Consider the following 12,377-nt stretch of genomic DNA (forward strand, 5'->3'; position numbering starts at 1 on the left):
TATGCCAAAAAATTGTATAATAGTACAAATACTCAATTTTTAGAAAATTTTGAAAGAGGATTTACTATGGGATATACAGTTGCTGTTGTCGGTGCTACAGGTGCCGTTGGTGCTCAAATGATCAAAATGTTGGAAGAATCAACTCTTCCAATCGATAAAATTCGCTACCTTGCCTCTGCACGTTCTGCAGGGAAGGTCTTGCAATTCAAGGGGCAAGATGTGACTATTGAAGAAACGACTGAAGATGCTTTCGAAGGCGTTGATATTGCCCTTTTCTCAGCTGGCGGTTCAACATCTGCTAAATATGCACCATACGCTGTGAAAGCAGGCGCAGTAGTGGTGGATAACACTTCTTATTTCCGTCAAAATCCAGACGTCCCATTGGTTGTTCCTGAAGTGAATGCACATGCGCTTGATGCTCATAACGGCATTATCTCTTGTCCAAACTGTTCAACGATCCAAATGATGGTCGCTCTTGAGCCAGTCCGTCAAAAATGGGGCTTGGAACGTATTATCGTGTCTACTTACCAAGCTGTTTCAGGTGCTGGTATGGGAGCTATTCTTGAAACTCAACGTGAGTTGAAAGAAGTATTAAATGATGGCGTTAATCCACGTGATGTCAAAGCTGAAATCTTGCCTTCAGGTGGAGATAAGAAACACTACCCAATTGCTTTTAACGCTCTTCCACAAATCGATGTCTTCACAGAAAACGACTATACTTACGAAGAAATGAAGATGACGAATGAAACCAAGAAAATCATGGAAGATGATAGCATTGCCGTTTCAGCAACTTGTGTGCGGATTCCAGTCTTGTCAGCTCACTCAGAGTCAGTCTACATTGAAACAAAAGAAGTGGCACCAATTGACGAAGTGAAAGCTGCTATTGCAGAATTCCCAGGTGCAGTCCTTGAAGACGATGTCGCTCACCAAATCTATCCTCAAGCAGTCAATGCTGTAGGTTCACGTGATACCTTCGTTGGACGGATTCGTAAAGACTTGGATGCTGAAAAAGGGATTCACATGTGGGTGGTTTCAGACAACCTCCTCAAAGGTGCTGCTTGGAACTCCGTTCAAATCGCAGAAACCCTTCATGAACGTGGGCTCGTACGTCCAACAGCTGAATTGAAGTTTGAATTGAAATAGGGAGAAAAACAGAAATCAGTAACTCGAAGAGTTTGATTTCGTAGTTTTTCCCCCGCACAGTTGATTAGGAAGTACGAATGTTGCAAACATGAGTAGTTCCAATCAACCACTGCGTCACGATTCAGAAATCAGTAACTCGAAGAGTTTGATTTCTTCATCAGCTACCTAGCAAATCAACTTGTTCAATGAACAGATCATGAGGCAAAGGCAAGCATGCCCCAGCCTCTTTCTTATATAGAGAAAGGTTTTTCTATGTCTTATAGTGATTTAAAAGATTGTAAAATCATCACTGCATTTATCACCCCCTTCCATGAAGATGGGACCATTAATTTTGACGCTCTTCCTGCCTTGATCGAGCACCTCTTGGCTCATCATACAGACGGGATTCTCTTAGCTGGTACGACTGCGGAAAGTCCAACCCTGACCCACGATGAGGAATTGGAGCTCTTTGCAGCTGTACAAAAGATTGTCAATGGTCGAGTTCCTTTGATCGCTGGTGTCGGAACCAATGAAACTCGCGATTCGATCGAGTTCGTTAAAGAAGTGGATGCTTTTGGTGGATTCGCAGCAGGATTGGCTATCGTTCCTTACTATAACAAACCATCCCAAGAAGGTATGTATCAACACTTTAAAGCCATTGCGGATGCATCCAATCTTCCGATTATTATCTACAATATTCCAGGGCGTGTGGTAGTGGAAATGACCCCTGAAACCATGCTTCGTTTGGCAGAACATCCAAACATTATCGGGGTTAAAGAGTGTACAACTCTTGCCAATATGGCCTACTTGATTGAACACAAGCCCGAAGAATTTCTCGTCTATACAGGGGAAGATGGAGATGCTTTCCATGCTATGAACCTTGGAGCTGATGGGGTGATCTCAGTAGCCTCTCATACAAATGGAGATGAGATGTATGAGATGTTCCAAGCCATTGAGCACAACGATATAAAAAAAGCTGCAGCCATCCAACGTCAATTTATCCCTAAAGTCAATGCTCTCTTTTCTTATCCGAGTCCAGCTCCTGTCAAAGCTGTTTTAAACTATATGGGCTTTGAAGCGGGGCCAACTCGTTTACCATTAGTGCCAGCTCCTGCTGAGGAAGCGAAGCGCATTATCAAGGTTGTAGTGGATGGGGATTACCACGCGACCAAAGAAATCATTACGGGAGTTCTTCGTCCGGATTATTGATGTCTTAGATTCTTGACAAATCCCCTATTTATTAAGATAATAGAAGTATATTGATGATCAAGGAGAATAAGATGGAAGTCATTAAACGTAGTGGTGAAGTTGTAGAATTTGACCCAGATAAAATCTATCAAGCTGTTTTGAAGGCAGCACAAACAGTTTATGTCTTGACGGATGATCTTCGCCAAAACTTGGCGCAAGTGACCAAGAAAGTTGTGATGGATTTGGAAGAAGCTAAAGTGGAACGTGCGACGATCAGCATGATCCAGTCAATGGTTGAGCACCGTTTACTTGGTGCTGGTTATATTACCATTGCTGAACACTATATTTCTTATCGCTTGCAACGTGATTTGGAACGGAGCGGCTATGGTGATCATATCGCCGTGCATTTGCATTTTGAGCAAATTCGCTAGAATATAAAATAGAAGTTACTTAGGTAGCTTCTTTTTTAGTATTTTTCTTAATCACAGTGATTTCAGAAAACATGGTATAATAGAAGAGATTGAACTGGAAAGGAATGGAGAACATGGCAACTATACAATGGTTTCCTGGACACATGTCCAAAGCTAGAAGACAAGTACAAGAAAATTTAAAATTTGTGGATTTTGTGACGGTTCTGGTAGATGCTCGTTTACCCCTATCAAGCCAAAATCCTATGTTAACGAAAATTGTTGGTGATAAGCCTAAATTAATGATTTTGAACAAGGTAGACTTGGCAGATCCTGTGGCAACAAAAGAATGGCAGGACTATTTTGAGTCTCAAGGCATCAAAACCTTGGCTATCAACTCCAAAGAGCAATCTACGGTTAAGAAGGTCACAGATGCTGCTAAGAGCTTGATGGCCGATAAAATTGCCCGTCAAAAGGAACGGGGAATTCAGATTGAAACCCTTCGGACCATGATCATCGGAATTCCTAATGCCGGGAAATCAACTTTGATGAACCGCTTAGCAGGGAAAAAGATTGCTGTTGTTGGGAATAAACCAGGGGTGACCAAGGGGCAACAGTGGTTGAAAACCAACAAAGACCTTGAAATCTTGGATACTCCTGGGATTCTCTGGCCCAAGTTTGAAGATGAAGAAGTGGCCTTAAAGCTCGCTTTAACAGGTGCCATCAAAGACCAGTTGCTTCCAATGGATGAAGTGACCATCTTTGGTCTTAACTATTTCAAAAAGCACTATCCAGCTGTTTTGCAGGAACGTTTTAAACAAATGGATCTGGAACAAGAAGCTCCTGAAATCATTATGGAAATGACCCAGAAATTAGGATTTCGAGAGGATTACGACCGTTTTTACAGTTTGTTTGTCAAGGATGTACGTGATGGTCGTTTGGGACGCTATTCCCTTGATCGTGTAGGTGAAATAGATGCCAACGATTAAAGAAATCAAAGAGCGTTTGGCAACGATTGACGATCTAGATCATCCCTTATTTGAAGAATTGATCCTTGATGGTCGAGCGGGGGTTCAAGCGGCTATCAGCAAACGAAAACGCGAACTCCAAAAACAAGTGGATGAAGACTTGCGTTTGGAAAAAATGCTAGCCTATGAGAAAGAACTTTATGCTCAAGGGATTGATCTTATTGCAGGTGTGGATGAAGTAGGGAGAGGTCCTCTGGCTGGCCCTGTCGTCGCAGCAGCCGTCATTCTGCCGAAAGCTTGTAAGATTCCCGGACTCAACGATAGTAAAAAGATTCCAAAATCCAAACACAAGGAAATCTATGAAGCTGTGCTCCAAAATGCCATTGCGATCGGCATTGGCGTCAAGGACAATCACGTGATTGACCAGGTCAATATCTATGAAGCTACGAAGCTAGCCATGATGGAGGCCATTGGTCAGCTAGATCCTCAACCCCAGCATCTTTTGATTGATGCCATGAAGTTGGATCTTCCTATTTCCCAAACTAGTATCATCAAAGGGGATGCTAACTCCTTATCCATTGCTGCAGCATCCATCGTAGCCAAGGTGACTCGGGATCAGATGATGGAAGAGTTTGATCGAGAATATCCGGGTTATGATTTTGCTCAGAACGCTGGCTATGGGACGTCGAACCATCTGGCTGGCCTCGACCAACTGGGAGTGACCCCTATCCATCGGCGTTCGTTTGAACCCGTCAAATCAATGTGTGAGGATTAGGTTATGCTATTTACTATCGATATCGGAGGGACCTTTATAAAGTACGGTCTGATGGACGCAGACTATCAATTGGTTCATACAGACAAGATCCCAACACCACCTACGATTGAGGAGTTTTGGCAAGGATTAGAAGAAATCGTTACACCCGTAAGGGAAGAAATCGAGGGAATCGCCATTTCATGCCCTGGTGAGATCCAAAAGAGCCTTGGCTTTGTCTTTCGAGGTGGTCTCATTCCATATTTACGAGGCATTCCTCTAGCAAGTAGACTCGAACAAACATTTCAAGTACCCGTCACTGTTCTCAATGATGGAGAAGCCGCAGGTTTAGCGGAAGCAAGGCTTGGCAATCTAAAAGATTGTCCTTGCGGTGCGACCTTGGTCTTAGGGACAGGAGTCGGCCTCGCTCTTCTTTCGAATGGTGACCTATTGAGAGGATGGCAACTGACAGAATACATTCGGTCTATTGATAAGGCAGAAAGAACACCAGAAAATCGCCGCTTTCATCGCGAACTCTTTTTGCAAGGCATTTCCAATCTTTTGGAAAACACCGGTTCTGCTGTTCAATTTGTTGAGAAAGCTAGTCACATCTTGAACCTAGAAAAGGCAGATGGTATAGCTGTTTTCAAAGCTCTTGATCTAGGGGGCTATGAGGAGCTGATATCCTTGTTTCAGGAATATTGTCATGATATTGCAATTTTGATTTTTAATCTTCAATCATTGCTCCTGATTGAAAAAGTGACGATTGGCGGGGGCATTAGTAGTCAACCACTATTGATCGATGAGATCAGTCGACAATACCATGAGCTGCTCTCTCAAAAAGGGCATAAACAATTTGAGGCCTTGCCGATCCAAGCGGCTCGCTTCCATAATGAAAGCAACTTGATTGGTGCCGCATCTTAGTTTTATTCTTCGACATATCAAAAAAAGTTCTAGAAATAGAGCTTTTTTCTTTTCTTTTTCGAATAAATAAGTGAGAGGAAGTAGAAGGTGACCATGGAGAAATTTGAAATCTTTAAATTAAAAGAAGCCGGTTTATCAAATGAGCAAGTCTTGAGAGTCTTGGACTACTGTAGGAAAGAGCAAGTCTTACCAAGCTTAGAAGAGATAGCGAGGATCGCTCGCTGTCGCAGTATCCTTCATTTTGTAGACAAATACCGGCAACTAGATGAAGACCATTTACACAAGGAGTTTGAACGGTTCCCATCTCTATCCATTTTTGATCCAGAATACCCTGAGGAATTGCTACAGATCTACAATCCTCCTGTACTCCTTTTTTACCAAGGGGATTTGCAACTGTTAAGCAAACCGAAGATTGCAGTTGTTGGAGCTCGAGAGACCACGCGAGAAGGGGTTCGTTCTGTAGAGAAGATAATTAAGGAACTTGGAAATGAACTGGTCATTGTTAGTGGACTTGCTAAGGGAATTGATGCGACAGCTCATTATGCCAGTATACGAAATGGTGGTAAGACCATCGGAGTGATTGGAACGGGACTGGATGTCTTTTATCCTAAAAGCAATCAGAGATTACAGTCCCATATGGGGGAACACCATCTGATCTTGAGCGAGTATGGTCCAGGGCAGGCACCACTTAAGTTTCATTTTCCTGAGAGAAATCGCATCATTGCTGGTCTCTGTCAGGCAGTGATTGTGGCAGAGGCGCGACTCCGTTCAGGCAGTTTGATTACTTGTGAGCGTGCTATGGAAGAAGGCCGAGACGTTTTCGCTATTCCAGGAAATATTTTAGATGGAAAATCTGCAGGCTGCCATCACCTAATTCAAGAAGGAGCAAAGCTTATCACATCAGGCCAGGACATTCTTGATGAATTGAAATACGAATTGTGATTTTCCTATAGGAGAAGTTCCTAGTTGACATCTTTCTTAAAATGTATTAAACTCAATGAGATTTATACAATACAGAGGGATAAAACGTGGTAACAAAAAAGAAAAGCAGTACAACCAAGAAAAATTTGGTGATTGTGGAGTCTCCTGCTAAGGCCAAAACAATCGAGAAATACCTTGGTCGTAACTACAAAGTCATGGCCAGTGTTGGCCATATTCGGGACCTGAAAAAATCTACGATGTCGATCGACTTCGACAATAACTATGAACCGGAGTATATCAATATTCGCGGAAAAGGTCCCTTGATCAATGATTTGAAAAAAGAAGCTAAAAAAGCCAAACAAGTCTTTCTCGCAAGTGACCCGGACCGAGAAGGAGAAGCTATTTCTTGGCATTTAGCGCATATTTTGAACTTGGATGCCAAAGAAAAAAACCGTGTGGTCTTTAACGAAATCACCAAGGATGCAGTTAAAAACGCCTTTAAAGAACCGCGCCAAATCGATATGGACTTGGTCGATGCCCAACAAGCACGTCGGGTCTTGGACCGGATTGTAGGGTATTCAATTTCGCCTATTCTTTGGAAAAAGGTTAAAAAAGGACTTTCTGCAGGGCGCGTGCAATCTGTTGCTCTCAAATTAATCATTGATCGCGAAAACGAAATTAATGATTTCAAACCGGAAGAATATTGGACCATTGATGGCGTCTTTAAAAAAGGGACCAAGCAATTCCAAGCCAGCTTCTATGGGATTGATGGCAAGAAGATGAAGCTCAACACCAATGAAGAGGTGAAAGCTGTTCTTGAACGCTTAGATGGCAAAGATTTTACCGTTGAAAAGGTGGAAAAGAAAGAACGTCGACGGAATGCGCCACTTCCATACACCACCTCTTCCATGCAGATGGATGCTGCCAATAAGATCAACTTCCGTACACGTAAGACCATGATGGTCGCCCAGCAGTTGTATGAAGGAATCAATATTGGCTCTGGTGTTCAAGGTTTGATTACCTATATGCGTACCGATTCTACACGGATCAGTCCAGTTGCGCAAAATGAGGCAGCTAACTTTATCGTAGATCGCTTTGGTGAGAAATATTCCAAGCATGGAAGCCGCGTGAAGAATGCTTCTGGTGCCCAAGATGCCCACGAAGCGATTCGTCCATCCAGTGTCTTCAATACACCTGAAAGCATTGCTAAATACTTGGACAAAGACCAACTCAAGCTCTACACCTTGATTTGGAACCGCTTTGTAGCTAGTCAAATGACTGTAGCTGTCTTTGATACCATGAATGTCCGTTTAGGTCAAAATGGGGTTCAGTATACGGCAAACGGAAGCCAAGTGAAGTTTGATGGTTATTTGGCGATTTATAACGACTCAGATAAGAACAAGATGTTGCCGGATATGGTAGAAGGCGATATCGTTAAGCAAGTCAATAGCAAGCCTGAGCAACACTTTACCCAACCACCTGCTCGATATTCTGAAGCGACCTTGATTAAGACCTTAGAAGAAAATGGGGTTGGTCGTCCTTCAACCTATGCTCCGACGATTGAGACCATTCAAAAACGCTATTATGTGAAGCTGGTAGCCAAACGCTTTGAACCAACAGAGTTAGGGGAAATCGTTAATAAACTGATCGTTGAATTCTTCCCAGATATTGTCAATGTAACCTTCACAGCAGAAATGGAAGGGAAACTCGATGATGTCGAACTCGGAAAAGAAGAGTGGCAAAAAGTCATCGATGCCTTCTACAAACCATTCTCTAAGGAAGTCGCAAAGGCTGAAGAAGAGATGGAAAAAATCCAAATTAAAGACGAACCAGCTGGTTTTGATTGTGAAGTTTGTGGAAGCCCGATGGTGATTAAATTAGGACGTTTTGGTAAGTTCTATGCTTGTAGTAATTTCCCAGATTGTCGTCATACCCAGGCCATTGTCAAAGAAATCGGCGTGGAGTGTCCTGACTGTCATCAGGGACAAATCATCGAACGGAAAACCAAGCGCAACCGTATCTTCTATGGATGCAATCGCTATCCAGAGTGTGAATTTACCTCTTGGGATAAGCCGATCGGTCGGGATTGTCCAAAATGTGGCCACTACTTAGTTGAGAAAAAAGTTCGTGGTGGCGGCAAACAAGTCGTATGTAGCAATGGCGACTACGAAGAAGAAAAAGTGAAATAAGCTTTCAAATAATTCAATGTCTATTATAACGGCAATTTTTATAAATGTCTGTTATAATAGACATTTTGTGTTTTTTTCGTTATAATAGACATAAGGAGGTGGGCTTATGTATCTTGCCTTGATTGCAGATGTGATTGATTCCAAAATCGTACAAGAACGTTTTGACCTGCAAAAACAGTTAGAAAAAACGCTTCAAAAGATCAATGAGCTTTTTAAAGACTGCCTAGCATCGGCTTTTACCTTAACTTTGGGCGATGAGTTTCAGGCGCTTTTGAAAGTAGAGGCTCCGGTTTTTCAAATCATCGATACCTTACGTTCAGAACTAACCCCTACTCAGCTTCGTTTTGGAATTGGCCTTGGGGAGATTGTAACAGCTATTGATCCCTTGCAAAGTGTTGGAGCAGATGGTCCAGCTTATTGGAATGCACGCGCAGCCATCAATTTTGTTCATCAGAAAAATGACTATGGCAATACACAGATTTATTTTTCAAGCGGGAAGGAAAACCAAGACTTTTTTGTGAACGCCCTCATCGCTTCTGGAGAAGCCATTCGTTCAGGTTGGCGGGATAGTCAGGAAGAGATCTTGCTCAATCTTCTAAAGAGATCCGTATATAGCGAGTCCTTTAGTCAGCAGGATTTGGCCCAATCACTAGCTATCAACCCAAGTGCCCTCTCTAAACGGTTGAAGAGTAGCAGTGTCCGTGTTTATTTACGGGGGAGAGCAGGTGCCCTGGCCAGTATACAAAGCATAGTGAAAGGAGAGGAAAATGAGCGGATTGTCTAGTATCGTAGTGAATCCATACTTGATCCTCTTGTTAATTTGTCATTTGTTATCGGATTATTATTTTCAAAGCCAAAAGATGGCAGATCGCAAGGATCAGGATAAGAAAGTGCTCGGGCTTCACATTCTATATGTTGCTCTGCCTCTGATCGTTGTTTCTCTCTGTCATCTAGACTTGTGGTGGATTTGCTTGGTCATTTTACTGAGCCATGCCGCAATAGATTTCTTAAAACCGATAGTGCAGAATGGTTTGAAATTACCAACCGCCTGGACCTTTGCCTTGGATCAAGTCTTGCATATCGCCATCATTAGCTGTCTAGTCCTTTTAGGAGCGAAGAATGGCACGACCTATCTATCCTTGGACACTTTAAATCTGATCTTTTATGTCCTCCTAGTTGGAAAACCAAGCAATATCGCCTTTAAAATTCTGTTTGCCAAGTATCAACCCACCAGCAAGAAGAAAATGGATACGATCACTGGGGCTGGTTCCATGATTGGCTTTTTAGAGCGTTTGGTGATTGGCGTATGTCTCGTCTATGGGCAATTTGCTTCTATCGGCCTAGTATTTACGGCCAAATCCATCGCCCGCTACAATAAAATTTCGGAAAATCCAGCCTTTGCGGAGTATTACTTGATCGGGTCCTTATTCAGTATCCTCTCTGCCCTCTTAGCAGCCTGGTTGTGTTTATAAGAAAATAATTAGTTAAAGTCTAGACAGGAAGGAAAAGCCTCCCTGTCTTTTTACTTGGCTTTTTGGTATAATGGACCAAGTAGAAAATTAGAAAGATTTGTGGGTGTCTGACATTCCAGTGGGGTGTTTTGATACCCAAAGAGGTATTAGTGTCATGTCTCAATCTTATATCAATGTGATCGGTGCGGGCCTTGCTGGCTCTGAAGCAGCTTACCAGATTGCCCAACAGGGGATTCCGGTCAAGCTTTATGAAATGCGGGGGGTCAAATCTACTCCGCAACACAAAACAGACAACTTTGCGGAGTTAGTTTGTTCCAACTCTCTCCGAGGAGATTCTCTCACCAATGCTGTCGGGCTCCTCAAAGAAGAAATGCGCCGTTTGGGTTCTGTCATCCTTGAAGCAGCTGAAGCGACTCGTGTACCAGCCGGTGGAGCACTGGCTGTGGACCGAGAAGGCTTTGCTAGCCGAGTGACGGAAAAGGTATCCCAACACCCGCTCATCGAAGTGATTCGCGATGAAATTACAGAATTGCCGACAGATGCCATCACAGTGGTCGCAACGGGGCCTCTAACCAGCGATGCCTTGGCGGAAAAGATCCATTCCCTTAATGGTGGCGATGGTTTCTATTTCTATGATGCAGCAGCTCCAATCATCGATGTCAATACTGTCGATATGGACAAGGTCTATCTCAAGTCACGCTATGACAAGGGAGAAGCAGCTTATCTCAACTGCCCAATGACCAAACAAGAATTTATGGATTTCCACGAGGCCTTGGTCAATGCAGAAGAAGCCCCGCTCAACTCTTTTGAAAAAGAAAAGTATTTCGAAGGTTGTATGCCAATTGAAGTCATGGCCAAACGAGGCATCAAAACCATGCTCTATGGCCCTATGAAGCCAGTTGGACTCGAGTATCCAGATGATTACAAAGGGCCACGTGATGGGGAGTTTAAGACACCCTACGCGGTCGTTCAGTTGCGCCAAGACAATGCGGCTGCCAGCCTCTACAATATCGTCGGCTTCCAAACTCACCTTAAATGGGGTGAACAAAAACGGGTCTTCCAAATGATTCCTGGTCTAGAAAATGCGGAGTTTGTGAGATACGGTGTCATGCACCGCAATTCCTACATGGATTCTCCAAATCTGCTGGAACAAACCTACCGCTCGAAGAAACAACCAAATCTCTTCTTTGCAGGTCAAATGACAGGTGTAGAAGGCTATGTTGAGTCAGCGGCCTCAGGTTTGGTAGCTGGAATCAATGCCGCTCGCCTTTTCAAAGGAGAAGAAGCAGCGATTTTCCCTGAAACGACAGCTATCGGAAGCCTGGCTCACTATATCACCCATGCAGATAGCAAGCATTTCCAACCCATGAATGTCAACTTCGGGATTATCAAAGAGCTAGAAGGACAACGCATTCGGGATAAAAAGGAACGTTATGAGAAAATTGCCGAACGTTCTTTACAAGATTTGGCTCAGTTTATGGAAAAATAACCCAAGAAAGGAAAAAGTTTGGAGAAAATCCAGACTTTTTCTTCTAAAAATGGTATAATGAATAAAATTTAGAATATAGAGAGTTTTCTGACAATGAACAAATCCTATTTTTATTTAGATATGAAGACACACGAGTTGAAAGTGCCTTATACCGGAAAACTCCGTCGTGTGCGAGTCTTATTACCTAAGAATTATGAAACGGATACAGATAGACGTTACCCTGTGGTTTATTTCCACGATGGGCAAAACGTTTTGTACAGCAAGGAAGCTTATGCGGGTCATTCCTGGAAGGTGATTCCAGCCATTAAGCGGAATCCCGATATTAGTCGCATGATTGTTGTTGCGATCGATAATGATGGTTTCCAACGCATGAATGAATACTCTGCCTGGAAGTACAAGGAATCCAATATTCCTGGCATGCAATTTGGTGGCAAGGGAGTTGAGTACGGCGAATTTGTTATGGAGGTAGTGAAACCTTTTATCGATCAAGAATACCGGACCTTTGCTGACAGAGAACATACGGCCATGATTGGTTCTTCCTTGGGGGGAAATATTACCCAATTCTTGGGCTTAGAGTACCAAGATCAAATTGGTTGTTTAGGGGTCTTTTCATCTGCTAACTGGCTACACCAAGATGCCTTCAATCATTATATCGAACGCAAAAAATTATATGTAGATCAACGGATCTACATCTATGTAGGGACTGAAGAGGCGGATGATACAGATAAAACGCTGATGGCGGGAAATATCAAGCAAGCCTATATTGATTCATCCCTTCGTTATTATCACGACGTTATCCAACAAGGAGTTGCTTTAGAAAATATTGCCATTCGGATTCAATCCGGTGCGATTCACCATGAAGAAGCTTGGGCTGAACATTTACCTGAATGCCTTCGCTTTTTGGCTGAAAATTGGGATTAATGGATTCAGAACAAATCAATAGAGA

Annotated in this window: 12 protein-coding genes; all 12 read left to right on the forward strand. The window is 43.0% G+C overall.

Going from position 1 to position 12,377, the window contains the following annotated elements; translation table 11 throughout:
* Positions 1-66: 66 nt before the first annotated feature.
* The 12 genes from NFR56_RS03605 to NFR56_RS03660 all read left to right on the forward strand — a co-directional run bounded on the left by NFR56_RS03605 (position 67) and on the right by NFR56_RS03660 (position 12,352).
* The gene (locus NFR56_RS03605; RefSeq protein WP_037607909.1) at positions 67-1,143 is read left to right on the forward strand and encodes an aspartate-semialdehyde dehydrogenase; all 1,077 of its coding nucleotides are present in this window, start codon (positions 67-69) and stop codon (positions 1,141-1,143) included.
* Between the two features lie 252 nt (positions 1,144-1,395).
* On the forward strand, positions 1,396-2,331 hold the full coding sequence (gene dapA, locus NFR56_RS03610; RefSeq protein WP_037607907.1) for a 4-hydroxy-tetrahydrodipicolinate synthase: 936 nt from the start codon (positions 1,396-1,398) through the stop codon (positions 2,329-2,331).
* 71 nt (positions 2,332-2,402) lie between these two features.
* The gene (locus NFR56_RS03615) at positions 2,403-2,741 is read left to right on the forward strand and encodes an ATP cone domain-containing protein (RefSeq protein WP_006597242.1); all 339 of its coding nucleotides are present in this window, start codon (positions 2,403-2,405) and stop codon (positions 2,739-2,741) included.
* A 113-nt stretch (positions 2,742-2,854) separates the two neighbouring features.
* A complete protein-coding gene (ylqF, locus tag NFR56_RS03620) occupies positions 2,855-3,706 on the forward strand; it encodes a ribosome biogenesis GTPase YlqF (RefSeq protein WP_023918177.1) in 852 nt (283 codons plus the stop codon).
* Positions 3,693-4,460, forward strand: coding sequence for a ribonuclease HII (locus tag NFR56_RS03625; RefSeq protein ID WP_251457705.1), 768 nt, complete (start codon positions 3,693-3,695; stop codon positions 4,458-4,460). Before ylqF ends, NFR56_RS03625 begins: the two co-directional genes overlap by 14 nt.
* A 3-nt stretch (positions 4,461-4,463) precedes the next feature.
* Positions 4,464-5,360 (forward strand): ROK family protein, encoded by an 897-nt coding sequence (locus tag NFR56_RS03630; RefSeq protein WP_251457717.1) that lies wholly within the window; start codon positions 4,464-4,466, stop codon positions 5,358-5,360.
* A 93-nt stretch (positions 5,361-5,453) separates the two neighbouring features.
* Positions 5,454-6,302: a DNA-processing protein DprA gene (gene dprA / locus NFR56_RS03635; RefSeq protein ID WP_049473183.1), complete on the forward strand. Its 849-nt coding sequence runs from the start codon at positions 5,454-5,456 to the stop codon at positions 6,300-6,302.
* A gap of 86 nt (positions 6,303-6,388) precedes the next feature.
* Positions 6,389-8,470: a type I DNA topoisomerase gene (topA, locus tag NFR56_RS03640; protein WP_049473182.1), complete on the forward strand. Its 2,082-nt coding sequence runs from the start codon at positions 6,389-6,391 to the stop codon at positions 8,468-8,470.
* Between the two features lie 106 nt (positions 8,471-8,576).
* Positions 8,577-9,254 carry a SatD family protein gene (locus NFR56_RS03645; protein WP_251457720.1) on the forward strand — a complete coding sequence of 226 codons (678 nt, stop codon included), beginning with the start codon at positions 8,577-8,579 and terminating at the stop codon, positions 9,252-9,254.
* The gene (locus NFR56_RS03650; protein WP_251457723.1) at positions 9,238-9,942 is read left to right on the forward strand and encodes a DUF3307 domain-containing protein; all 705 of its coding nucleotides are present in this window, start codon (positions 9,238-9,240) and stop codon (positions 9,940-9,942) included. The genes NFR56_RS03645 and NFR56_RS03650 overlap by 17 nt, the downstream gene beginning before the upstream one ends.
* A gap of 154 nt (positions 9,943-10,096) precedes the next feature.
* The gene (gene trmFO, locus NFR56_RS03655; RefSeq protein ID WP_223345124.1) at positions 10,097-11,431 is read left to right on the forward strand and encodes a methylenetetrahydrofolate--tRNA-(uracil(54)-C(5))-methyltransferase (FADH(2)-oxidizing) TrmFO; all 1,335 of its coding nucleotides are present in this window, start codon (positions 10,097-10,099) and stop codon (positions 11,429-11,431) included.
* 93 nt (positions 11,432-11,524) lie between these two features.
* Positions 11,525-12,352, forward strand: a complete 828-nt coding sequence (locus tag NFR56_RS03660; protein WP_251457726.1) for an alpha/beta hydrolase — start codon at positions 11,525-11,527, stop codon at positions 12,350-12,352.
* Positions 12,353-12,377 lie beyond the last annotated feature (25 nt).

Origin of the sequence: Streptococcus caecimuris, from assembly GCF_943193075.1 — a bacterium.
Classification (GTDB): domain Bacteria; phylum Bacillota; class Bacilli; order Lactobacillales; family Streptococcaceae; genus Streptococcus; species Streptococcus caecimuris.